At 59.1% G+C, this 21,592-nt stretch carries 23 protein-coding genes; 13 read left to right on the top strand and 10 right to left on the bottom strand.

The genetic code is table 11. From position 1 onward, the window contains the following. Window positions 1–35: 35 nt before the first annotated feature. Window positions 36–335 carry a co-chaperone GroES gene (locus HDF16_RS21890; protein WP_184221635.1) on the bottom strand — a complete coding sequence of 100 codons (300 nt, stop codon included), beginning with the start codon at window positions 333–335 and terminating at the stop codon, window positions 36–38. Between the two features lie 302 nt (window positions 336–637). Here HDF16_RS21890 and HDF16_RS21885 point away from each other — a divergent pair, with 302 nt between their 5' ends. Continuing rightward, entirely contained in the window at window positions 638–1,198 is a 561-nt protein-coding gene (locus HDF16_RS21885; RefSeq protein ID WP_184221633.1) for a carboxypeptidase-like regulatory domain-containing protein, read from the top strand. 18 nt (window positions 1,199–1,216) lie between these two features. Then, window positions 1,217–1,945 (top strand): SDR family NAD(P)-dependent oxidoreductase, encoded by a 729-nt coding sequence (locus HDF16_RS21880; RefSeq protein ID WP_184221631.1) that lies wholly within the window; start codon window positions 1,217–1,219, stop codon window positions 1,943–1,945. A 369-nt stretch (window positions 1,946–2,314) separates the two neighbouring features. Here the strand turns inward: HDF16_RS21880 and HDF16_RS21875 are convergent, their stop codons facing one another. Both HDF16_RS21875 and HDF16_RS21870 read right to left on the bottom strand, forming a co-directional pair. Continuing rightward, a complete protein-coding gene (locus HDF16_RS21875; RefSeq protein WP_184221629.1) occupies window positions 2,315–3,427 on the bottom strand; it encodes a hypothetical protein in 1,113 nt (370 codons plus the stop codon). A gap of 80 nt (window positions 3,428–3,507) precedes the next feature. After that, a complete protein-coding gene (locus HDF16_RS21870) occupies window positions 3,508–3,813 on the bottom strand; it encodes a hypothetical protein (RefSeq protein ID WP_184221627.1) in 306 nt (101 codons plus the stop codon). 107 nt (window positions 3,814–3,920) lie between these two features. Between HDF16_RS21870 and HDF16_RS21865 the strand changes: the two genes are divergently transcribed. Next, a complete protein-coding gene (locus tag HDF16_RS21865; protein ID WP_184221625.1) occupies window positions 3,921–4,796 on the top strand; it encodes an aldo/keto reductase in 876 nt (291 codons plus the stop codon). A 92-nt stretch (window positions 4,797–4,888) separates the two neighbouring features. On the opposite strand, the gene HDF16_RS21860 is transcribed toward HDF16_RS21865, so the two are convergent. Continuing rightward, window positions 4,889–5,785, bottom strand: coding sequence for a tyrosine-protein phosphatase (locus HDF16_RS21860; protein WP_246409631.1), 897 nt, complete (start codon window positions 5,783–5,785; stop codon window positions 4,889–4,891). A 112-nt stretch (window positions 5,786–5,897) separates the two neighbouring features. Here HDF16_RS21860 and HDF16_RS21855 point away from each other — a divergent pair, with 112 nt between their 5' ends. Then, on the top strand, window positions 5,898–8,270 hold the full coding sequence (locus HDF16_RS21855; protein ID WP_221312997.1) for a GGDEF domain-containing protein: 2,373 nt from the start codon (window positions 5,898–5,900) through the stop codon (window positions 8,268–8,270). Window positions 8,271–8,287: 17 nt separating this feature from the next. Here HDF16_RS21855 and purQ read toward each other — a convergent pair whose 3' ends face one another. After that, window positions 8,288–8,986, bottom strand: coding sequence for a phosphoribosylformylglycinamidine synthase subunit PurQ (gene purQ, locus HDF16_RS21850; RefSeq protein ID WP_184221621.1), 699 nt, complete (start codon window positions 8,984–8,986; stop codon window positions 8,288–8,290). Window positions 8,987–9,071: 85 nt separating this feature from the next. Between purQ and HDF16_RS21845 the strand changes: the two genes are divergently transcribed. Then, on the top strand, window positions 9,072–9,575 hold the full coding sequence (locus HDF16_RS21845; RefSeq protein WP_184221619.1) for a DUF2062 domain-containing protein: 504 nt from the start codon (window positions 9,072–9,074) through the stop codon (window positions 9,573–9,575). A gap of 119 nt (window positions 9,576–9,694) precedes the next feature. On the opposite strand, the gene HDF16_RS21840 is transcribed toward HDF16_RS21845, so the two are convergent. Then, window positions 9,695–11,047: an alpha-amylase domain-containing protein gene (locus tag HDF16_RS21840; RefSeq protein ID WP_184221617.1), complete on the bottom strand. Its 1,353-nt coding sequence runs from the start codon at window positions 11,045–11,047 to the stop codon at window positions 9,695–9,697. Window positions 11,048–11,123: 76 nt separating this feature from the next. Between HDF16_RS21840 and HDF16_RS21835 the strand changes: the two genes are divergently transcribed. Further along, window positions 11,124–11,588, top strand: coding sequence for an AI-2E family transporter (locus HDF16_RS21835; RefSeq protein WP_184221615.1), 465 nt, complete (start codon window positions 11,124–11,126; stop codon window positions 11,586–11,588). A 28-nt stretch (window positions 11,589–11,616) separates the two neighbouring features. Next, on the top strand, window positions 11,617–11,937 hold the full coding sequence (locus HDF16_RS21830; RefSeq protein WP_184221613.1) for a hypothetical protein: 321 nt from the start codon (window positions 11,617–11,619) through the stop codon (window positions 11,935–11,937). Window positions 11,938–11,954: 17 nt separating this feature from the next. On the opposite strand, the gene HDF16_RS30840 is transcribed toward HDF16_RS21830, so the two are convergent. Beyond that, the gene (locus HDF16_RS30840; protein WP_184221611.1) at window positions 11,955–12,629 is read right to left on the bottom strand and encodes an RDD family protein; all 675 of its coding nucleotides are present in this window, start codon (window positions 12,627–12,629) and stop codon (window positions 11,955–11,957) included. A 2-nt stretch (window positions 12,630–12,631) separates the two neighbouring features. Then, complete coding sequence (locus tag HDF16_RS21820) at window positions 12,632–12,841, bottom strand: hypothetical protein (RefSeq protein WP_184221609.1); 210 nt, start codon at window positions 12,839–12,841, stop codon at window positions 12,632–12,634. Window positions 12,842–13,003: 162 nt separating this feature from the next. On the opposite strand from HDF16_RS21820, the gene HDF16_RS21815 reads away from it, so the two are divergent. Both HDF16_RS21815 and HDF16_RS21810 read left to right on the top strand, forming a co-directional pair. Beyond that, window positions 13,004–14,842, top strand: a complete 1,839-nt coding sequence (locus HDF16_RS21815; protein ID WP_184221607.1) for an ABC-F family ATP-binding cassette domain-containing protein — start codon at window positions 13,004–13,006, stop codon at window positions 14,840–14,842. A gap of 68 nt (window positions 14,843–14,910) precedes the next feature. Further along, a complete protein-coding gene (locus HDF16_RS21810) occupies window positions 14,911–15,537 on the top strand; it encodes an energy transducer TonB (protein WP_184221605.1) in 627 nt (208 codons plus the stop codon). Between the two features lie 36 nt (window positions 15,538–15,573). On the opposite strand, the gene HDF16_RS21805 is transcribed toward HDF16_RS21810, so the two are convergent. After that, window positions 15,574–16,002 (bottom strand): hypothetical protein, encoded by a 429-nt coding sequence (locus tag HDF16_RS21805; RefSeq protein ID WP_184221603.1) that lies wholly within the window; start codon window positions 16,000–16,002, stop codon window positions 15,574–15,576. A 48-nt stretch (window positions 16,003–16,050) separates the two neighbouring features. Then, window positions 16,051–16,410 (bottom strand): hypothetical protein, encoded by a 360-nt coding sequence (locus HDF16_RS21800; RefSeq protein WP_184221601.1) that lies wholly within the window; start codon window positions 16,408–16,410, stop codon window positions 16,051–16,053. A 429-nt stretch (window positions 16,411–16,839) separates the two neighbouring features. Here HDF16_RS21800 and HDF16_RS21795 point away from each other — a divergent pair, with 429 nt between their 5' ends. From HDF16_RS21795 to HDF16_RS21780, 4 genes are all read left to right on the top strand, one after another. Continuing rightward, complete coding sequence (locus tag HDF16_RS21795) at window positions 16,840–18,171, top strand: homocysteine synthase (RefSeq protein ID WP_184221600.1); 1,332 nt, start codon at window positions 16,840–16,842, stop codon at window positions 18,169–18,171. Beyond that, window positions 18,168–19,274 carry a homoserine O-acetyltransferase MetX gene (gene metX / locus HDF16_RS21790; RefSeq protein WP_184221598.1) on the top strand — a complete coding sequence of 369 codons (1,107 nt, stop codon included), beginning with the start codon at window positions 18,168–18,170 and terminating at the stop codon, window positions 19,272–19,274. The genes HDF16_RS21795 and metX overlap by 4 nt, the downstream gene beginning before the upstream one ends. A gap of 25 nt (window positions 19,275–19,299) precedes the next feature. Then, complete coding sequence (locus HDF16_RS21785; RefSeq protein WP_184221596.1) at window positions 19,300–20,235, top strand: MBL fold metallo-hydrolase; 936 nt, start codon at window positions 19,300–19,302, stop codon at window positions 20,233–20,235. A 76-nt stretch (window positions 20,236–20,311) separates the two neighbouring features. Beyond that, window positions 20,312–21,589 (top strand): metal-dependent hydrolase family protein, encoded by a 1,278-nt coding sequence (locus HDF16_RS21780; RefSeq protein WP_184221594.1) that lies wholly within the window; start codon window positions 20,312–20,314, stop codon window positions 21,587–21,589. Window positions 21,590–21,592 lie beyond the last annotated feature (3 nt).

The raw sequence follows: 21,592 nt of genomic DNA, 5'->3' as shown, positions 1-21,592 counted from the left end.
GTACGTTTTTACGTTGTGAGTCGAACGCGCGATGCTTACTTCTTCAAGATGCCGAGGACTTCTTCTTCGCGCATGATGAGGAACTCTTCGCCGTCGAGCTTGATCTCGGTGCCGGAGTACTTACCGAAGAGGATGCTGTCGCCAGCCTTGACATCGAGCGGGAAGGTCTTGCCCTCGTCGTTCGACTTGCCCTTGCCGACGGAGATAACCTTACCCTCTTGCGGCTTCTCTTTAGCGGAGTCCGGGATGATGATGCCGCCGCGGATGCTCTCGCCCTCTTCAACGCGCTTTACCAGGATGCGATCGTGAAGCGGTGTGAATGATGATGCTGCCATAACTCGTATCTCCTTCATTCTTTAGGCGCGAATCGATAGATTCGAGACGCGCGAGCTGCTGGTTCCTGGGGACGACCAAGGCGAATGCCCGTAGATCGAAGTCGTGAGTAGGGAGGAGGCGTTAGCACTCTTACCCTTCGACTGCTAACGATAGGCTATGGCCAAGGGGCGTGTCAATACGGCTCTGTGAAATGTGAGTGAAAGACGCGCAGGTCTACCAGGGCAGCCCCTTACTCCTCCCTGTAGGCACTCAGGCCGGCGGCACAGTTTCGTACGGCGCATCCGCAGAGTAGAATCGCTGCATGTTGTTACGTCGATATCTGCGTCTTTCAGCCCTGTTTTGCGTCACCTTCGCCTCCGTCGCCTCGAACGCTTTTGCCCAGGATCATTCGCGTGGACGCAAATATAAGTCTCCGCCGGAGACCTCTCATATTGAGGTCGAGGTGGTCCGGGCAAACAATGGCAAACCCATTCCGAACGCCGCCGTCATCTTCAACCCGGAGAAGGACGGCAAGGACGAAGGCAATTTGGAGATCAAGACCGGGCCAGACGGCAAGGCTGCCATCGATGTCATCCCTACCGGCAGCAAGCTGCGGGTACAGGTGATTGCGGGTGGGTTTGCTACGTTTGCGGAAGACTACATGGTCGACAGCGCGACCAAAGCAATCAGCATCAAGATGCTGCGCCCGCGCGCACAGGTCTCGGCGTATGTGGATAACTCCGGCAAAGCTTCCGAGCGCAAGCCGGGGGTGCAGGAGCCGGTGCGGCCTACAACTCCTCCTCCTGCGAGCGTAACTCCGGCCGCTACGCCTGATGCGGAGTCGAAGACTCCGCCGGTGCCTGAGACCAAGCCCAACCTGTAGCGGCAAGTAAGAGAGACGATGAGCAGACCGTTGGCAGGCAAGACCGTGCTCGTGACCGGCGGCGCGAAGAGGATCGGGCGGGAGATCGCTCTGACGCTCGCGCGTGCGGGAGCGAGTGTGGCGATCACCTTTGGAGGCTCGCAGGCGGCTGCGGAAGAGACAGTGCGTGATCTTTCGGCGCTGGATGTTCAGGCGATGGCGGTGCGCTGCGAGTTGCGCGACCCCGAGGACGTGAAGCAGAGTGTCGGTGCGGTGATCGAGGAGTTTGGGCGGCTGGATATTCTGGTGAACAATGCCGGGACCTTCGAGTCGGTGGCGCTGGAAGATATCTCGGTCGAAGCGTGGGACAGGATGTTCGAGGTCAATACGCGTGCGCCGTTTCTGGTGGCGCAGGCAGCACATCCAGCTCTGCGTGAGGCGAGTGGGCGGATCGTGAATATCGGCTCACTGGGCGGGCTGCATCCGTGGGCGACACATGGGCACTACTGCACGTCGAAGGCGGCGCTGCACATGCTCTCGCAGACGATGGCGAAGGCGTGGGCACCGGAGATCAGTGTGAACTGCGTTGCTCCGGGGATGATTGTGCAGGGCGAGGTCGGTGCGGGATACGAGGAGTTTGCGCGGAAGACGCCGATGCAGCGGAATGGCTCGGCGGAGGATGTGGCTGCGGCGGTGTTGTTCTTCGCGACCGCGCCGCACTTTATTACGGGGCAGCTGATCGCGGTGGATGGTGGGCTGGGGCTGTAAGCTCGCAGCGGGTGAGCAGGTTTATGGCACGGTCGAAGCCTGAATGGGTAGTCGCAATAGCGACGATTACTGGCTGCAGGCAAACGCTGCTTTCAAGCTTACCAGGCAACAGAACGAACCTTGGGCAAGGCGATTTCCCAACATATATCGTTTCGTTTTCCTATAAGGCTAACGGGCATACGCTCTACGGAAGCTATAAGGCGAATTCGCCACGAAAGATTGGGCACACCTTCGAAGTAAGTTATGACCCTAAGCATCCTAAGAGAAACACGGGCAATGAGTTTTCCAGCGGATGGATCAGGGCAGCCGTATGGATAGTTGTGGGCTGTCTAGGTGCTTTAGCAGCCTGGTTCAAGTTACAGTCTTGAGCTACAGAGATTTCAAGAATGCGATCAGCGCTTGTTTGTCTTCGGTTGAGGTATCCAGCCCGTACTCGTGTCCAGGCACTGCACTGCTCTTCAGGTTGTAGCCGCGATAGCCGGTGCGAACGTATTTATCGTCGAGGCGGTGGATGTCGAACCAATCTTCGAGTGTGGCGGCCTCTCCATTGTGGCCGAATGGGCCGCGATACCAGACGCCTGTTAGCGATGGCACCTTGTAGAAGCCGGTGCCTCGGCGAGTGTTCAGGGCATTGTAGGGATCGGTGCCGACGACTATGGGCATGATGCGATAGTTTGCCTTCGCCTCGTCCGTGACTTTGAAGCCCTCGACTGGCGTGAGCATGTTGTTGGTGTAGAGCGGCGGGGTGTGGCACTTCGGGCAGCCTTCACGGGCGAAGACCTTCTGCCCTTTGGCAGCGAGCGCATCGAACTTGTTGGGGTTCGGTGGCGGCTTCAGTGAGTAGAGATACATGGCCAGAGCGTAGAGGGCGCGATCGCTGTCGCGCGACTGGGTCTTGGCGTCGGGCAGCTTGGCATCGCCGGGATCGTTATTGGGGATAAAGCCGTCGTAGCTGGTGATCTCCTGGATGAAGTTGTTGATGGCGTCGTAGCGCATCAGGTCTGCGATGTTGCGGTTCTGTTCGAGGCCGGTGCGGTCGAGGTAGAGACGATCTTTGACGCCGATGAGGTCGGGGATCTGGATGGGATAGAGGAGACTGGTGCCCTGGCGGGGATTGACACCTTGCGGAAGAGAGGCGAGATGGTCGTGGAAAGGCTTGATGCCACCTCCGCCGAGTGGAAGCGATGGATCTGGTTTGATCCAGGGTGCGGCGTAGAAGACATCGTTGAAGGGCGCGGCGGGCGTCTTCTCTGGAACATTGCGTATGGCATAGGCGAACATCTGCGCGAAGGGGACGTTTCCTTGTGCTCCGCGAATGACTTTGCCGTCCGCCATCACGCGGGTGTGGCACTCGGCGCAAGCGTCCGTGGCGACCTCGACCTTGCCCTTTTCGCGGATGACGTAACTTTCGAACGGGATGATGCCTTCGGGCGTGGTGGGAGGATTTACGGCCTGCCACCAGCCGGGGTCGCGCACCGGCATGAAGCTCTTGACCGGGTTGCTGTAGGTATTGGCGGAGTCGAAGACGATGGAACCGGCCTTGATCCAGTCCTCCTCGGTCTTCAGTTTGTCGAAGTCGACGGCCTGCTGCGGATCCTGCTGTTGCAGCCACTCGTAGTAGCCCTTGGGCTCCTTGCCGGGAGCGTAGACGGGATAGGCTTCCAGAGCGTGCGCTCGGGGATGGTGTAGTAGTAGGCACTCGAGAGCGGGCGGACATCGACCTTGGCGGCGCGGGGGAGTTCGATGGAGGCCATGGCGGCGTCGTCCCAGACTTTGGGGATGTCTGGAGTGTAGGGCTTCTTACTGGAGGGAGATTGGGCCTGGGCGCACAGCAGGGCGCTGCAGAGGAGGATTGTGAGGCGGCGCATAGGGAGAATTTATGCGATCTTCGGGGATGCGTCCAAACAAAAGTTGAACTTCGATTCTCCAACTGCGCGACGATCGGGCGTATCCTACACCGCAAGGAGATCGTGTCATGCGGAGAAGAGACTTTCTTAGCAGGTCGGCCCAAGGTTTGGGCGCAGCTATCCTGGGTAGTTCAGCCGTTGCCCGTGCGGCGCTGTTCGAGCCCGAGCCGCTGCCGAACAAGTTCAAAGCGAGCGACGAGGTTGTGCTGGGTAAGACCGGCATCCGGACTAGCCGGCTTGCGATGGGCACTGGAACGGTCGGATATGGTGGCCGGTCGAATCAGACGCAGATGGGAATGGCTCCGCTGACGCGGTTGCTTCTCGACGGTTATCACGACAATGGTTTGCGATTCTTCGATGCGGCGGACTCGTATGGGAGCCATCCTTATGTTGCGTCGGCTCTGAAACAGCTTCCACGCGACAAGGTGACGGTGCTGACCAAAACTGACACGCGTGATCCTGCAGGAGTGCGAGAAGATCTTGACCGGTTCCGGCGGGAGCTTGGTGTGGACTATATCGATGTGGTGCTGGTTCACTGCGTGACGGAGGCGGACTGGACGACGCGCTATCGCGGAGTGATGGACGTGCTTTCGGAGGCAAAGCAGAAGGGAATCATCCGGGCGCATGGAGTGTCGTGCCACAGCTTTTCGGCGCTGAAGGCGGCGGCGGCATCGCCCTGGGTTGAGGTCGATCTGGTGCGGCTGAATCCGATTGGCTCGCACATGGATGCTCGGCCGGAGGCGGTGATCCCGGTGATCAAGCAGATGCGGGAACAGGGCAAGGGCATTGTTGGGATGAAGATTCTCGGGCAGGGCGATCTGCGGGATAAGCCGGCTGAGGCGATTCGTTACGCGCTGGGGACGGGAGTGCTGGACGCGTTCACGATTGGGGCGGAGTCGCGGCGGGAGCAGGATGGGTTGACGCGGCATATTGCGGCTGCGTGAGAGTTGGGCGGGAGCAGAAGCAGATTCCCTGCGGGAATGACAAACAAAAGAGGAATGACAGGCAAAAGGGTGGGGCGAACCGGCGCAAAGATCTACTTTCCCAAGAGCCTGCTCCACCAGCTTGATCTTTGATCATTGTCTCCGTAGAGGTTCAGCGGCTCTTCCTGCTCGGGCAGGGGGTGGCCGTTGAAGACTGCGGTGGGGTTGGTGGTGCAGATGAGGTCGGCGTAGGCCTGGCCGTATTTCTTTGCGACGAGATCGTAGGCTTCGCGAATGCGGGGTGGGCGGCCGCGCATGCTGTGGGCGTCAGTGGCGAGGAAGTGGACCCAACGGTTGGCGAGGAACTTGTGCGCCATCTGTTCGGCGCGCTTGCCCATCCTTCCGAGAACGGAGTCTGCCGTGACCTGGACGAGGAGGCCGCCGCGCAGCCAGCCTTCCATGCGCTTTGGATCAGCCTGCAGGGTCTGGTTGCGCTCGGGGTGGGTGAGGATAGGGGTGGCGTTGGCGAGGCGGAGCTCGTAGTAGGTCTGGGTGAGTCCCTTGGGGAGACCGAATTCGGGGAGCTCAACGAGAAGGTAGCCGTTGCCGTTGATGCTGTAGGGGGTGTGGTCCTTGAGCGCGGCCTCGATGTTGTCAAAGGAGAGGTGGAAGTCGCAGCCGAGGCCCAGGGTCAGAGGGATGCCTTGCTCCGCAAGGGTGTTTTGAAGCTCAGCCGTCTTCTGGCGATTGATTGCGGGATTGAACTCGTACTCGCCGTTGGCGTGCGGGGTGCAGACAACGTGAGTAATGCCTTCGGCTACGGCCATGCGGGCCATCTCGACCGAGGTTTCGAAGTCACGAGCGCCATCGTCTAGGCCGGAGAGGAGGTGATGGTGGATGTCGACCATTGGAACTAAGGGTAGCACTCCTGGGCCGGTCCGATCCTTCGCGGGGTGGACGGGCGACCAGGCCGGATTCGTGCCACGATGTGACCCAATAGTTGTACTCAACCGCTGATTTTAAGCGGTTAGAGTTTAAGCTGCACTATGACCACGGCAGTGGTGGGCCTGACGGTCACGGTCATTGGCTGTTCCACGCCAACTGGTTGTTTTGAGAAATTAAATGGCCAAGGCGCCCAACTCGTTTGACAACGTGCCAGAGACTCGGTTTCTGATCAGTCCCTCTTGGTTCTTCAAATCCCGGCGATTGCGGCTTTTACTGGCGTCCTCCCTGGCGTTGATGATCTGGTTTAGCCCGGCATCGCTTTCATCGTTTGGGCAGGAAGTAGTATCTGATCCGACCATTCTCCTGGCTGCTGCTCAGGTGCATAGCCGACCAGCGGACGCTCCGGTTGCGAAGGTTCATCTCTCCGGGATGATTACTTACTACGATCCTTCGGACGGCGTGATGTTCTTTCAGGACGAGTCCGGGGGCGTCTATATCAATACCAGCAAGACCTACCCTGTTCGCACGGGAGACTCCGTCACGCTTGATGGGTTCACGCACGGCAGTTTTCGAACCGAGATGGCTCTTGACCCGGTCATTACGGTAACGGGCCGCGGCAAATCGTATCCGGCTCCGGAACTGAGTTACTCGAAGCTGGCCGCAGGTGACGGCGACTGCCTTCTGGTAACCTTTCGCGGCATTGTCCGGGCGCAGGACATCGAGACGCACGAGATATCGCTTCATCCCGGACCTTCGGTTCACCTGGATGTCGCGATGGCGGGAGGCGAGGTAGAGGTCTATCTGGACCCGTCATTTGGAAATAATCCGGAGTCGCTTCTCGACGCGACGGTGGAGATGACAGGTGTCGCTGGCGGAGCGTTCGATGCCAAAAACCAGTTGACCGGCCTGATGCTGTATATCCCGTCGGCGGATTCGATCAAGGTTCTCAAGCCGCCCGCAAAGAAGCTGGAAGACCTTGCTCTGACCGATATCGATGAAGTCTTTCCGTCGCGGAAGGTGGACGATACGTCGAACCGGCTGCGAGTTCGTGGGACCGTCACTTTCTATAAGAAGGGCGACTCTGCCGTCCTGGAACATCAAGGCAAGAGCATCTATGTCCAAACGCGGCAAACCTCTCCACTGGCCGTCGGCGACGTGGTGGACGCTTTTGGATTCGCCAGCGACCGCGAGTACGCTCCGAGCCTGGTGGAAGCTTCCATCATCAAGACTGGATTCTCCGAAAAGCTGACGCCTCAGACGGTGACTTATTCGCAGGCCTTCGGCGGCTTTTTCAGCGACAATCTCATCTCGATGTCGGGTAAGGTCGTTTCGCAGTTGCAGGGAGCGAGCTCGGAGACGCTGGTCGTCGATGTAGACGGACATCTTGTGAGCGCGATTCTTGAAAATGGCCGACTTCCAACCTTCCTCCAGGGCAGCCGCGTGCAGGTGACGGGAATCTGTAGGATTGTTGCGGGAGGTCCGTTCCGCAATCCCAACCTCTTTCGCATCGAGATGCGTTCCGGAGCGGATGCTCTTCTAGTTGCGCAGCCTTCATGGTGGACCGTGCGCCATCTTCTGGAGTTGCTGGCGGTGTTCCTGGGCGTGGCGATTCTGATCGCCGGTTGGGCTCTCCTTCTGAGGCAGCGCCTGGTGGTGCAGACGAACCGGATTCAACGATCGATGTCGATTGCGCGCGAGCGCAGCAGAATCCTCGAAAAGATCAATTCGTGTGCTACTCCGGATGCGCTTCTCACGGTAATCTGCGATACCGTGGTATCGCTTCTGCCCGGAGTCGAATGCGCCTACCTCTTCAACGAAAAGGGCTCCGACAGGCCGGCGCAGGCGATCAACATGACGAATCCTGCCAAGCAGCTTTACAAGATGGATCTCCACGGCAGCGAAGGAGAGGTTCTCGGCTGGATCGTTGTCTCAGAACGAGACGGCTACGTGCCGTCATCGGACCGGCATGAAGTCTTCGATATGCTGTTCGAGATTGCAAAGCTGGCAGTGAACCAGCTCCTGCTTCATCGTGCACTGGTACATCATTCCACCCATGATGCTTTGACTGATCTTCCGAACCGCCGCTTATGTGATCGCCGGTTCGAAGACGCCCTCGAGGAGGCGCGCCTCAACAGCAGCAGAGTCGCAGTGATTTATATCGACGTCGACCGTTTCAAAGAAGTGAACGACCAATATGGCCACCGCATAGGCGATATCTATCTGCAACAGATCAGCGCTCGACTGCTCGCGGCGAAGCGGCAGAGTGACACACTTGCCCGCATCGGTGGAGATGAGTTTCTTTTGATCATGCCTTCGGACTCGTCCTATGAAAACTCCGAGACGGTTTTATCCCGCCTCGAGAAGTGTTTCGACCATCCGTTTTCGATCGAGGGACGACTTGTGGTGGGATCGGCAAGCCTGGGCTTCGCGAGATATCCGGATCACGGCCAGACAACCGAGGAGCTGAAGCTCCACGCAGATCACCAGATGTACGCCTCCAAGCGCAAGCGGACCGCTACTGTCTTGATGGTCGAGTCGCGGTCCGCCTGATCGGAAAAGCGCTTGGTCTATGCGGTCGCTGCGAGTGCTTCGGCCATGGCCTTGAAGAGGATGAGGCCGTCGGCGGAGCCGAGGAGTGTCTCGCTGGAGCGGTCCGGGTGGGGCATCATGCCAAGGACGTTCTTGCCTTCGCTGAGGATGCCGGCGATGTTCTCAAGCGAGCCGTTAGGATTGGATTCAGGCGTGATCTCGCCTGATGTGCTGGCGTAGCGAAAGGCGATGCGATTCTGCGATCTCAGTTCGGCGAGGGTAGAGTCGTCGCAGAAGTAGTTGCCTTCCATGTGGCCGATGGGCATCTTGAGGATCTGGCCGGGGGCGAGGCTATTTGTAAACGGCGAGGTCACAGTCTCCGTTCGGAGATGGACCTGCTTGCAGATGTAGTGCTGGTTGGCGTTGCGCATCAGCGCGCCGGGGAGCAGGCCAGACTCGCAGAGGATCTGGAAGCCGTTGCAGATGCCTAGGACGAGGCCGCCGTTCGCGGCGAACTTCTTTACCGGTTGCATGATGTGGGCGAAGCTGGCGATAGCCCCGGTGCGGAGATAGTCGCCATAGGCGAATCCGCCGGGGACGAGGATCGCGTCGCAGCCTTCGAGGTCTTCAGAGGCGTGCCATAGGAAGCTGACGGGTCGGCCGACGTGGCTTTCGATGACGTTGAAGGTGTCGTGGTCGCAGTTGGAGCCAGGGAAGACGAGAACGCCGAATTTCATACTGTCAGAATATCAGGGTGTTCCCTGATATAGACCCGAATACGGTATCGGCGAAAGACACCGATTCCGCATCAGATTATGAGTGATGCTTGTGCCAGAAACCGTACGCGAATTTTGCCGCTGCAGGATGTTGCGTCCGTTGCTACGTCAACTGCGAGGCGGAGTGACGCCACGTCGGCTGGCGTGGAGTCTCGCCTTTGGCGTCGTCGTCGGCATTAACCCATCCGTTGGACTCACTACGCTGCTGGTCATCATGCTTGCCTGGGTCTTTGGTCTCAACCAGATCGCATCTCAAATTGGCGTACACGCGGTGGCCCCGCTACACCTTTTGCTGTTTCTTCCATTCATCGAGTTGGGAGTCTATCTTTTTCACACGCATCGACTGCCGCTCAGCAGAAGCCAGCTCGAGCATCTCAGCCGTCATCCGTTGCGACTCTTTCACGAGATTTGGCAATGGGAGTGGCACGCTCTGGTTGTATGGGGGATTATGGCAATCGTTACGATGCCGGTACTTGCTCTCTACATCAGGCGAGCTCTCGTGTTGCTGATGCGTCGAAACAGAACACTGATGAGCGGAGCGCCTGAGTGATCAGGCTCGCTGGGCTTTGAAGGATGCGAGTAGAGAAGTCACGAGCCGATCCTCCGAAGACCCAGGGTACATTGGAGCGATGCACTGAGTCTTCGACGGATTCGACTTTGAAGCCGGGACTAGAAGACCGGGGCGTAGATGCAGTATCCGCGCGGCGGGGCGGGGAACTCGGCGTTGCCGTCGGCGTCTGTCGTGCGTTCGTCGGGATGGGCTACCGCGCCGTAAAGGCCGTGGCCGTCCCACGCGATAGGGGCGAACTTCTGGTTGGCCCACTTCGTCTTGACCGAGGTTCCGGACCACTTGTCGCCGAGGTTGTTGAGGACGTAGACGAGGCCTGCCTGGTCGGTGGTGTCATCCTTCCACCCATGGCGCTGCATGATATAGAGGTCGGGGTCGGCGTGCAGGATCTCGGAGTCTCCGCCGGCGTACTTGTGGTGTGCCTGGATGAGAGCGTCAATGCCGTTAGGGGTGAGCGGACGGGCGAGGCCGTTGTTGTAGTAGTCGTACCAGAAGACGCTCGGGTAGCCCTCATGCACCATGATGAAGGAGTATGCGAGCAACTTGTCGTTCACGATCTCGTCACCGCCCATGTCGTGGTTGTCGACGAAGGTTGCGGCGTGCAGAGGCCGCTTCATCACGATGTTTTCGCCGTAGGTGAGGTTGCGGAGATCGTAGTTGGGCTGGTCGCAGACCTTCTTGAGCTGATAGCGAAGAGGGAAGTCGAAGGCGGAGATCTGGGTGTCGGTGTAGCTGTTGACCTTCTCCAGCCATGCGTCGATGTCCTGATCACCTGACCAATATTCGCCGACGACCCAGGGAGTGAACTCCTTACCGTCCTTGACGTACCGATACTTCGACAGGATGCCGATGATCCATGCCCCGAAACCCTTGACGAAGTCGAAGCGGAATCCATCGAATCCGAGCTCTTCAATGAGCATGCGGGAGTATTCAAACATCGCCGCGTAGACATGCGGGTTGCGGTGGCAGAGGTGAGGGAATCCGGCAAAGTTTTCGCCCTCCATCATCACGTGCTCGTAGCGGCTGGGGTGGAAGCAGTTCCAGTCGCGGGGAAAGCGGCCGCTCTTCGGGTTGAACTTGGTCCAGCGGGTCTCGCCGTCGAGCGGATTTACCTCTTCTTCGTCGGCACCGGAGTTGTGGTTGATGACCATGTCGGCGTAGAGGCCGAGGCCGTTGGCGTGGGCCTTGGCGATCAGCGCCTTCAGTTCATCGCCGCTGCCGTACCAGGTCTTGGTGCCGCCCTTCTGATCGAAGTCGCCGAGGTCGAAGTAGTCGTAAGGGTCATAGCCCATGGACGTGTTGCTGGCGGCCTTCGAGACAGGCGGCAGCCAAAGTGAATTGATCCCGGCCTTGCTCAGGTCTTCGACCTTGGAGGCGACGTGGTTCCACCAGTTGTGTTCCTGATCATCGATCTTCGGGCAATCCCAGAAGAAGGCCTGCATCATGACTGCCATGATTATGTCTCCAGTTTTTTTCTTGTACTGACGGTCAGATGCGGAGCGGTTGAAGGGAGTTGGCATCCAAGAATGTATGGATAACTCGCATATAAAAACTGCGGGCACGGCGTTGATGGGATGGTGGCGGGCGACGACGCTCGATGCGCTGATTGTGGGCGGGATCTGGTTTGCTGGGCTGGAGCTGATCGGCGTGGCGTTTGCGCCGCTGTGGGCTCTGTTTGGAGCGTTGCTACAGTTCATTCCGACTTATGGCGGGATGATTGCGGTGATTGGGCCGGTGTTGGCGGTCGCATTCAGCGGGCACGACGAGTATCGGCTGGGTTTCGTGCTGGGACTCTATGGGCTGATAGCGGTACTCGAAGGCCTGGTGATCGGGCCGTACATCCTGCACCGGACGACGCGGGTGCCGTGGTGGGCGGCATTCTTCGGGCCGATCGTGCTGGGGATCGTGATTCCGTTCTGGGGAGTGCTGCTTGCGCCGCCATTGCTGGCTGTTATCTTCGCGTTCGTGCGGCCGAAAGCTGTGTCTCCACGCTGACGATTAGAATGTTGCCGAGGGCAATGCGATGGGATTGAGCGACGGATTGAAAGACGAGGCTTTTGAGGTAAGTTGTCCGGATTGCGGTGGGATTTTGAAGATCGACCCGGTGAGCCGGGCGATCATTGCGCATACCTCCGCGCCGAAGAAGAAGATGTTCGAAGATTTTGGCGAGGCGGCGAAGGCGCTGCGCGAGAGTGACCAGAGGCGCGAGAGCTTGTTCCGGCAGTCGGTGGACGCGGAGAAGAACAAGGATGATGTGCTGGCGAAGAAGTTTGCCGAGGCGGTGAAGAAGGCGAAGGAGTCGCCGCTTACGGAGAGGCCGCTTCGGGATTTTGATTTGGATTAGGGACTGTTTGTTGCGGGCTACTTAAGACGAACTGCATAGGTTCCAAAGACTGCGTCAAGCCAAAACTGTCTTCGTTTTCGATCTCGCTTGATAAATGGCGCAAGGTAGGGCGCGCACGCGGCCACGATTCCAACTACGGTTCGTAGAAAGGCCCTTCTGAACGTCATTGGGTTTTCGTCGGAAACCGTAATTTGATATCCGAGAATGGATGATCCAGGTGAAGGCCTTCCGTGCATTAGGGGAAATGCCCAGTAGACGAGTATTCCGGTGAAGGACAGCAGGAAGGTAAGTGCCATCACCCAACCGTCGCCCGCTGCGGAAAAGTTTCTTTCAAAAGACCATTCAAATATTCCCGTTCGCCGCCACTCACGGATGCACGGGATCACGCCGAAGATTGGCGCAACCATCATGATGGCAAAAACGAAATCGATCCAGAACGCCAGCCATCTCTGAAAGATTCCGGGCAACGGATTAAGCGTCTTTGCCGAGGATGCCACCATGAGCAAAGAATAGAGAATACCAATCACTACCGATGACGCCAATGCCCAAGGAGCAGTTCCTCCAGCAAAACGGTAAGTGCCGTCAGACCACTCCGATGTTAGACCCAGACTCGCCGGCTCTGCGAGGTTTCCGATCAAGATCACACCAGCAAGAATGATCAGAAATGGCCAGCGGAAGTCCGTCGTCTTCACACCTACACAGCCTTGCGCTGGAAGGTGGTCTTCTTGGTGTTGGCGAAGGAGTCCTTTGCCTTCATGTTGGTGGAGGCGGCGTTCAGAGGCTTCGCTCCGGTCTTGCCCTGGGCTGCCTTGTCGCGGAGGGCCTGCAGCTTCTGCGCCTTGCGGCCGAGGCCGCCGATCTTGATTGCGCCGGGTTTGGGGATGAAATCGTTCGAATCGGTCATAGAGGGAGTTTACAACCAGTATGAATGTGCAGTGAAGTGCGAAGCAGCATGGGGTGTCACCGGCGAAAAGCAGATTCCCTTCGGGAATGACAAACGGAGCGGGTAGGAAGCCGTTAGTGTCTTCAATTAGGACGAGTAGCTTCTAGCCGGTAAACTGGAGAAATGCCACCAATCCTTAATGCGCAGGGGCTGACCAAGGCCTTTGGCGCTACGCCCCTCTTTCACGACATCTCTTTTACCGTTTCGGACGGTGACCACATCGGCCTGATCGGGCCGAATGGCGCGGGCAAGAGCACGCTGCTGAAGGTGCTAGCCGGGGATGAGGACGCGGATTCGGGTGATGTAGCCGTGCGCAAGCGGGCGCGCGTGGGATATGTGCAGCAGGAGTCGGTGTTTGCCGACAAGCTGACGGTGCGGGATGTGCTCGAGCGAGCGTTAGTTGCGGCCGGGATTCCCGAGGCGGAGCGCGAGGGGCGGCTGCGGGAGACCTCCGGGCGGACGGGATTTCCTTCGCTTGAGGCCGAGGCTGCGAGGCTCTCGGGAGGGTGGCGGAAGAGGCTTGCTATAGCCGAGGCGATCGTGACGAAGCCAGACGTTTTGCTGCTCGACGAGCCTACGAACCATCTTGATCTGGCGGGGATTGCGTGGCTCGAACAGGTGATCAAGGAGACAGAGTCGGCGGTGGTGATGGTCTCGCACGACCGGTATTTTCTTGAGAACACGGCAGAGGAGATGGTCGAGTTGAACCGCGTGTATGCGGATGGGCTGCTGCGCGTGAAGGGAAGCTATTCGAAGTTTCTTGAGGGCAAGGAGCAGTATTTGGAGGCGCAGTCCAAGCTGCAGGACGCGCTGAAGAATCGGGTGAAGATCGAGACCGACTGGCTGCGGCGCGGGCCGAAGGCGCGGACGACGAAGAGCAAGGCGCGCATCGACAGCGCGAACGATCTGATCGGTCAGTTGAAGGACGTGAATCAACGGACGCAGACCTCGAGCGCGGGGATCGAATTTGCGGCGACCGAGCGGCAGACGAAGCGGCTTGTGGAGTTCGAGGACGTTTCGGTTGTTCTCGGAGAAGGTGCCAACGCCCGGAAGATCGTCGAGGGGCTGAACTTCCTGATTACGTCCGGGATGCGCGTTGGCCTGGTCGGGCCGAATGGAAGCGGGAAGACTACGCTGCTGCGGCTACTCACTGGCGAATTGAAGCCGGCATCGGGCGAGATCAAGCTCGCGTCATCCTTGAAGATTGTGTACTTCTCGCAGACTCGGGAGTTGGAAGAGGACATCACCTTGCGCCGGGCGCTGGCACCGGACTCGGACTCGGTTGTGTATCAAGGCCGCGTCGTTCACGTGGCGAGCTATGCGACGAAGTTCCTTTTCACGAGCGAGCAGTTGAACCAGCCGGTATCGCGGCTCTCGGGTGGCGAGCGCGCCCGGGTTTTGATCGCGAAGCTGATGCTTGAGCCGGCCGACCTTTTGCTGCTGGACGAGCCTACGAACGATCTCGACATTGCAACGCTGGAGATTCTTGAAGAGAGCCTGCTCGAGTACACGGGCGCTCTAGTGCTGGTGACGCATGATCGGTACATGCTCGATCGGGTGTCGACGATTGTGTTGGGACTGGATGGGCGAGGCGGGGCCGAACGATTCGCCGACTACTCGCAGTGGGAGCAGGGTAAGGGAATCAAGGGCGAAGAGATTATCGCCGCTTCGATCGCTCCAGGTGCGACGGGGACTGCGGTTTCGGCTGCTCCGGTTGCCGCGCCTGCGAGTGGTGGGAAGAAGAACCTGAGCTATCTTGAGGCACGGGAGTATGCGGGGATCGAAGCGGCTGTAGAAGCTGCCGAAGATCGGCTTCAGGCCGCTCGGGAGATGCTTGAAGATAACGCCGTAGCGGTTGATCCGATAAGGCTGACGGCTGCGCTTGCAGAGATGGATAAGGCTCAGGAAGCTGCCGACGGGCTTTATGCGCGGTGGGCGGAGTTGAGCGAGAAGACTGGGTAGTTGGCGAAAATTTGAGAGCATCAAACGGACGCAAGACGAGTCTCACTAACGAGCCAAGAGGGCGAGCGATGGATGATCTGGCAGAGGTGGTTGGAGGCAGTGACCGGTTTCGTCTGCGGCAGAACGCTGTATCAATAGGCGTCCATGCTGTTGTCCTGCTCGTCGCGGTGGGGTTCTTTCATCGCGCACCGAAGATAACGCCTTACAAACTGCCTGGCACGGCTCACGGGAGCCAGCTTCTGACTTACTACGCAGCCGGCAGCCCAGAGCACGCCGTAACTGATCTGGCTTCCAAGTCGCTCGAGATGCCGAAGCTCGCGGTGATAAAACATGCTCCTGCGGCGAAACCGGCTCCGGAGAAGTCGGCGGCTCCGAGTACGGAACAGGGAGTAGGAAGCTCGGCCACAGCAGGGCTCGGCGATGGTGACATCAACATCGCGATGCTGAAATATTTTCCGCGACCGACGCCCGATCTCTCAACTCTTCCGCATGGCACGCAGGGAGATGTGGTGCTGAACGCGGTGATCGACGAGCATGGCAAGATATCGGAACTGAAGCTGCTCAAAGGTTTGGGCAATTCGGTCGATAGCCAAGTGATTGCTGCAGTTCGTCAATGGACCTATAACCCGGCGACCAGAAATGGCACCCCAGTACCCAGCGAGCAGGAACTCCACTTTCACTACGAACGAGGGTAGGTTTGGACCCTCGTCCGTAGCGTTCAAGCGAAGAGTTTATTGCTGAGCCGGCGCGGCTGCGGCCTTCGAGCGAGTGCCCGCGGGTACGGGCTTTGAGTGGGCGGCCTGCATGACGGCCTTGTCGACTACGGCATAGAGAAGCTGGTCGGTGTCGAGCTTGGCGAGGCGCTTGATGTTGTTGCCAAGACGTGTGCCGGTTTCGACAGAGTCGGGCAGATCGATGCCGCGTTTCTGCTCAGACATCTCGATGAGTACCTTGACCATGTCGAAGAACTTGTTCTCATCTTTGCCGCTAAGGACCCAGGCATCGTGAACGGTGCTGGTGAGGAGTTGCTCCGTGGTCCATGGGCTGGCGGCGGTGTCGGTCGATGCGGCTGGAGTCTGAGCGAACGAGGGTGTGGCGAGGGTGGATGCTGCCAGTCCAAGGATGAGAGCAGATGTCCGGAGCGCTGCGCTGAATTTCATTTCGAGCCTTTCTGAAGTGAATGTCGGTTTAGGACGTGAGGCGAGGATTTAGCGGTAGTAGCCACGGTCGCGGTGGTTCTGAGCGGCCTGTCCTGCGATTGCGCCGATGCCTGCCCCGGCTGCTCCGCCGATGATGGTGCCCTTCACGCCGCCGCCAAGCAGAGCGCCGAGGACTGCACCGCCGCCTGCTCCGATGAGGGCACCTTTGCCGGGGCCGATACCGCCGCGATTGCGATCGTACCGATCGTCGTAGTGATGATCGTGGCCACGATCGTAGTAGCCGCCGCGACCTCCATTGTGAACGCCGCGATAGAAGTCGTCGTTATGGTGATGCTGGGCGGTGGCTGTAAGAGTCGTTGCCGCCAGCATTAGGGGAGCGGCGTAACGTAAAGTTTCGAGTTTGAGCATGGAACCTCCATTGTCTTCGTGACTTACAGCAACATGGAGCGACGAGACATAGGGTTTGATGCCATTTGTGAGCCGGGTGACCGACGGAAGTGTGAAGCCGACATAAATAGCGGATAACCATTTAGCGTGAGTTGCATTCGGGCGACATTCCGGAGCATACTTCTCCGATGACTTCCAGCATCGCTTTCTTTGGGCCGAAGAACATGCGCATGTGCATGTGTTGTGGCCCTGTGGGCGAACGCCGGAATGGTCGAATGCGCTAGAGGCAGACGACGAAGTTTCCAGGCGGCCCACGATCCCAGAGGATGGTGGGCCATTCATTTTCCCGGTAGATTTCTGTCTTAGTTGAGACACGCAAGATAGAGTCGACGCACTATCCACGCGGCACAAGATCATGATTCATAACTGAATGGAGATGAGGAGCGGCTTATGGCAGAGGAAACACCCAAGCAGCAGTTTGCGACGTTAGCGGTTCATGGTGGTCAGGTGGCGGATAGCGCGACCCACGCTCGGGCTGTACCGATCTATCAAACGACATCCTATCTCTTCGATGACTCCGACCATGCGGCGCGACTCTTCGGGTTACAGGAGTTTGGCAACATCTACACGCGGCTGATGAACCCGACGACCGACGTCTTTGAGAAGCGGATTGCCGCGCTTGAGGGTGGTGTCGCGGGCCTGGCGACGGCTTCGGGGCAGGCTGCGGAGACGCTGGTGATCCAGACGCTGGCGAGCGCGGGCGATGAGATTGTTTCGACTACATCGCTGTATGGCGGGACGTACAACCTCTTCCACTACACGCTACCGCGGCAGGGCATCACGGTGCGCTTTGTGGATGCCGATGATTTTGAGGGGCTGCGCGCGGCGATCAACTCGAAGACGAAGGCGATCTATACCGAGACGCTCGGCAATCCGAAGCTGGACGTCGTGGACATCGAGAAGCTGGCCGCGATTGCGCATGAGCATGGGCTGCCTCTGGTGATCGACAATACGTCGGCGTCGCCCGCGCTGGTGCGCCCGATCGAATGGGGCGCGGACATTGTGATCAACTCCGCGACGAAGTTTATTGGTGGGCATGGGACGACTATTGGCGGCGTGATCGTCGATGCGGGCAAGTTCGATTGGAAGGCTTCGGGGCGGTTCACCGAGTTTACTGAAGGTGATCCTTCGTATCACGGGCTGGTGTACGCGGATGCGTTCGGGCCGCTGGCGTTCATCCTGAAGGCGCGGGTGCAGGGGCTGCGCGACACCGGAGCGGCGATGTCGCCGTTCAGCTCGTTCCTGCTGCTGCAGGGCGCGGAGACGCTGCATCTGCGGATGGAGCGGCACTCGCAGAACGCGTTGGCGGTGGCGAAGCATCTTGAAGGGCACGAGGGTGTTGCCTGGGTGAACTATCCGGGGCTTGAGTCGAGCAAGTTTTACGAGCGCTCGAAGAAGTATCTGCCCGATGGACAGAGCGCTCTTGTGACCTTCGGAATCAAGGGCGGCTACGAGGCGGGCAAGAAGGTGATCAACGCGTTGAAGCTCTTCTCGCATGTGGCGAACATTGGCGACGCCAAGTCGCTGGTGATTCACCCGGCTTCGACGACGCACTCGCAGCTTACGGTCGAAGAGCAGGCGGCGACCGGCGTGGTGCCGGAGCTGGTGCGGCTCTCGATCGGGATTGAGGATGTTCGCGACATTATTGCGGACCTCGACCAGGCGATTGCGGCGGCGAACAGTGCGGCGTCGGAGAAGGAACTGGAACTCGCGGCAAAATGACGAGCGGTTCTAACTTTGAAATACCTAAGCCGAGCTTCGAGGGGGACTTCGTGTTGCACGAAGTCCTCCCACTGGAGAGTGGCGAAGAGCTTGTGAACCCGACGCTGCACTATGCGGTGTACGGGCGGCTGAATGCTGCTCGGGATAACGCGGTGCTGGTGTGCCATGCGCTGTCGGGCTCGGCACAGGTGGCCGAGTGGTGGCCGCAGCTTTTTCTGCCTGGAGGTCTGCTCGATCTTGAGCGTGACTGCGTGATTGGGATCAATATCTTTGGCTCTTGCTACGGGTCGACCGGGCCGCAGTCGATCGACCCGGCGACGGGCGAGGTGTACGGGCCGACGTTTCCGCTGATCAACATCCGCGACATGGTGCGAGTCGAAGCGAAGCTGATCGAGTCGTTAGGCATAGCCCGCCTGAAGCTTGCGATTGGCGCGTCGATTGGCGGGATGCAGGTGCTGGAGTGGGCGATCCTGTTTCCGGAGCGTGTGGCCAGGGCGATCAGCATTGGCGTCGCTCCGCTGGGGGCTATGGGGCTGGGGCTGAATCATCTGCAGCGGCAGGCGATCATGCTCGACCCGGCGTGGAAGGGCGGCTACTACGGCGACGGGCCTCAGCCAGAGGGCGGGCTGGCGCTGGCGCGGGCGTTGGGGATCATCAGCTATAAGTCGGTGCCGCTGTTTGAGCAGAGGTTCAACCGCAAGCCAAATAGACACGGCGAGGAGAATCCCTGGATCTCGACATCAGCCGGGCAGAACGGACGGTTCGATGTGGCGGGGTATCTCGACCATCAGGGTGAAAAATTCAACCCCCGGTTCGATGCGAACTCTTACATCGCGATTACTCGGACGATGGATACCTTCGATCCGGTGCGCGGGCATGAGTCGCCGTTTGTCGCTTATAGCAGGATCACGGCCCACTTGACGCTGGTTGGCATCTCGACGGACTGGCTGTTTCCGCCAGAGGATATACGTTCGATGGCGGCGATTATCCGTGCAGCTGGTGCACGGTGCGACTATCGCGAGATGGCGTCGGTGCATGGGCACGATGCCTTTCTGGCGGAGCCGGAGCAACTGGTGCGGCTGCTAACGCCGGTGTTCGAGTAGCGCTTCACTGTATTCTGCTTGCACGATGAAAAATCTTCTTCTCGCGGCTCTGCTGTTTGCGGTTCCGGCGTGCGCGCAGGTGCGCGTAGCTGATGGATTCTCGACCGACTGGGCGAACCTCAAGATGGATTCGCGGGAGCTTGCGCCGAATCTCTACCTGCTTCATGGGTCGGGAGGGAACACGGTCGCTTCCATCGGGATCGATGGCGCGCTGCTGGTCGACCCGTCGTTCGCGGAGGTTGCGCCGAAGCTGAAAGCGGCGCTGCATGAGATGGGCATGGCGCCGGTGCGGTATGTGATCGATACGCACTATCACTCCGACCACAGCGGCGGGAACGGCGCGTTCGCGAAAGATGGTGCCGTGGTGATCGCGCAGGAGAACTGCCGCAAGCGGATGACGGAGACGCTGCATAGCGCATTCTGGGGAAGCACGACGCCTCCGTCGCCAGCGGCCGAGTTGCCGACGTTGACGTACGATCGCCGGTTGACGCTGGAGTTCAATGGCGAAGAGGTCACGCTGTTTCACAATCAGCCATCGCACACGGATGGCGATACGATTGTGTACTTCCACAAAGCGAACGTGGTGCACATGGGAGACATCTTCGTGAACAATCTCTTTCCGTATATCGATGTTGGAGTAGGCGGGAAGGTGGACGGATATCTGCCGGTAATCGACGAGGTGCTCGCGACGATCGACGACAAGACGCAGGTAGTTCCGGGGCATGGGCCGGTGGCGACGAAGCAGCAACTACGGGCGTATCGCGAGATGATCCAGACGGTCCGCGATCGGGTGGCTGCGGGTGTCGCTTCGGGCAAGACGCTGGAAGAGATCATGGCGAGCCATCCGACAAAAGAGTTTGATGCGCAGGATGCGACGAATCGGGTGGATGGGGATGGGTTTGTGGCGATGGTGTATCAGAGCCTGACAGGGAAGCGGCTGGATTGGCATCCGGTGAAGTAAGGGATCAAAAGCGAAACGCGGGGTTTCTTCGCTTCGCTCGGTCGAGATGACGTATCTATTGGGGGTTGGGACAGATATGAAGACAGTTTTTACGGTGATGGCTTTCGGTCTTATCGGGGCAAGCTCTTATGCGCAGCTTGCTGAGCCGAAGCAGGTGGTGGTGCTCCATGCGGCGCGTTTGCTGGATGTTGCAACTGGAACGGTCACGACTCCGGGCGAGATCCTGGTGCGGGGCGACAGGATCGTTGAGGTTGGCATGAAGGTGGCGCGGCCGGATGGAGCCGAGGTGATCGACCTGGGCGACGAGACGCTGATGCCAGGGTTGATCGATGCGCATGTTCATCTCTTCCTGCATCCCGGCGACGAAGATTTGCAAACAGTGGAGGAGAGCGTTCCTAAGCGGACTTTGATCGCCGCGAGCGCCGCGAAGGCTGACCTGATGGCGGGTTTCACGGCGGAGCGCGATATGGGCACAGAGGGCGCTGGTTCAGCGGACTCGGCTGTGCGCGACGCGATTAACTCGGGGATGATTCCGGGGCCGCGGATGCGAGTGAGCGGGAATGCGATCAGCATCACAGGTGGGCATGAAGATGCGATCGGGTTCAACCCGGAGCAGAAGGTGATGTCGAACGCGACGTATGCCGATTCTGCGGATGACCTGGTGCGCGTGATTCGTGAAGAGCTGAAGGGTGGCGCGGACTTCATCAAGATCTACGAGACGGGCAAGGACTCAGACTCAGGCGGGAAGTTTCATACGCCGTATCAGTACACGACGGCTCAGCTTGAGGCGGCGATCAGCGAGACGGCGCGGCAGGGAACGCACGTTGCGGTTCATGCGACGGGCGAGCCGGGGACGGGATATGCGGTGGCGGCGGGCGTTGTTTCGGTCGACCATGCGTACCAATTGAGCGACGCGACCATGGCGGCGATGAAGGTCAGGGGCATCTACGCGGTGCCGACCTTCACCATCACGGAGTACTTCGCGGATCATGCTTCCACGCCTGAGGGAGCAGTGAGAGAACGCAAGCTGCAGGCGATTCATGCGGAGGAGTTCAAGAAGCAGCTTGCCGCGGGTGTGCCGATGGCGGTGGGCAGCGATGTCGGGCCGTTTCCGCACGGAACGCAGGCGCGAGAGCTTGAGCTGATGGTGCAGTATGGGATGGCTCCACTGGCGGTGTTGCAGGCGGATGTTTTGAATGGCGCGAAGTTGTTGGGGTGGGATGCGGAGATTGGTCAGTTGAAGGCTGGCTACTTCGCGGACATTATCGCCGTGCCGGGTAATCCGATGAAGGATATCGCGGTGACGAAGTCGGTGAAGTTTGTGATGAAGGGTGGCGTGATCTATCTGCGCTAGGTC

It is taken from the genome of Granulicella aggregans, from assembly GCF_014203275.1.
GTDB lineage: Bacteria > Acidobacteriota > Terriglobia > Terriglobales > Acidobacteriaceae > Edaphobacter.
Note: the sequence above shows the minus strand (reverse complement) of the source record. Positions and strands in the feature narration are given on the sequence as shown.

Excerpts from the sequence above, each read along its gene's own strand:
- HDF16_RS21890 (WP_184221635.1), bottom strand. The coding sequence starts at position 335 with ATGGCAGCATCATCATTCACACCGCTTCACGATCGCATCCTGGTAAAG.
- HDF16_RS21885 (WP_184221633.1), top strand. The coding sequence starts at position 638 with ATGTTGTTACGTCGATATCTGCGTCTTTCAGCCCTGTTTTGCGTCACC.
- HDF16_RS21880 (WP_184221631.1), top strand. The coding sequence starts at position 1,217 with ATGAGCAGACCGTTGGCAGGCAAGACCGTGCTCGTGACCGGCGGCGCG.
- HDF16_RS21875 (WP_184221629.1), bottom strand. The coding sequence starts at position 3,427 with ATGCCGGTGCGCGACCCCGGCTGGTGGCAGGCCGTAAATCCTCCCACC.
- HDF16_RS21870 (WP_184221627.1), bottom strand. The coding sequence starts at position 3,813 with ATGCGCCGCCTCACAATCCTCCTCTGCAGCGCCCTGCTGTGCGCCCAG.
- HDF16_RS21865 (WP_184221625.1), top strand. The coding sequence starts at position 3,921 with ATGCGGAGAAGAGACTTTCTTAGCAGGTCGGCCCAAGGTTTGGGCGCA.
- HDF16_RS21855 (WP_221312997.1), top strand. The coding sequence starts at position 5,898 with ATGGCCAAGGCGCCCAACTCGTTTGACAACGTGCCAGAGACTCGGTTT.
- purQ (WP_184221621.1), bottom strand. The coding sequence starts at position 8,986 with ATGAAATTCGGCGTTCTCGTCTTCCCTGGCTCCAACTGCGACCACGAC.
- HDF16_RS21845 (WP_184221619.1), top strand. The coding sequence starts at position 9,072 with ATGCTTGTGCCAGAAACCGTACGCGAATTTTGCCGCTGCAGGATGTTG.
- HDF16_RS21840 (WP_184221617.1), bottom strand. The coding sequence starts at position 11,047 with ATGGCAGTCATGATGCAGGCCTTCTTCTGGGATTGCCCGAAGATCGAT.
- HDF16_RS21835 (WP_184221615.1), top strand. The coding sequence starts at position 11,124 with ATGGATAACTCGCATATAAAAACTGCGGGCACGGCGTTGATGGGATGG.
- HDF16_RS21830 (WP_184221613.1), top strand. The coding sequence starts at position 11,617 with ATGGGATTGAGCGACGGATTGAAAGACGAGGCTTTTGAGGTAAGTTGT.
- HDF16_RS21820 (WP_184221609.1), bottom strand. The coding sequence starts at position 12,841 with ATGACCGATTCGAACGATTTCATCCCCAAACCCGGCGCAATCAAGATC.
- HDF16_RS21815 (WP_184221607.1), top strand. The coding sequence starts at position 13,004 with ATGCCACCAATCCTTAATGCGCAGGGGCTGACCAAGGCCTTTGGCGCT.
- HDF16_RS21810 (WP_184221605.1), top strand. The coding sequence starts at position 14,911 with ATGGATGATCTGGCAGAGGTGGTTGGAGGCAGTGACCGGTTTCGTCTG.
- HDF16_RS21805 (WP_184221603.1), bottom strand. The coding sequence starts at position 16,002 with ATGAAATTCAGCGCAGCGCTCCGGACATCTGCTCTCATCCTTGGACTG.
- HDF16_RS21800 (WP_184221601.1), bottom strand. The coding sequence starts at position 16,410 with ATGCTCAAACTCGAAACTTTACGTTACGCCGCTCCCCTAATGCTGGCG.
- HDF16_RS21795 (WP_184221600.1), top strand. The coding sequence starts at position 16,840 with ATGGCAGAGGAAACACCCAAGCAGCAGTTTGCGACGTTAGCGGTTCAT.
- metX (WP_184221598.1), top strand. The coding sequence starts at position 18,168 with ATGACGAGCGGTTCTAACTTTGAAATACCTAAGCCGAGCTTCGAGGGG.
- HDF16_RS21785 (WP_184221596.1), top strand. The coding sequence starts at position 19,300 with ATGAAAAATCTTCTTCTCGCGGCTCTGCTGTTTGCGGTTCCGGCGTGC.
- HDF16_RS21780 (WP_184221594.1), top strand. The coding sequence starts at position 20,312 with ATGAAGACAGTTTTTACGGTGATGGCTTTCGGTCTTATCGGGGCAAGC.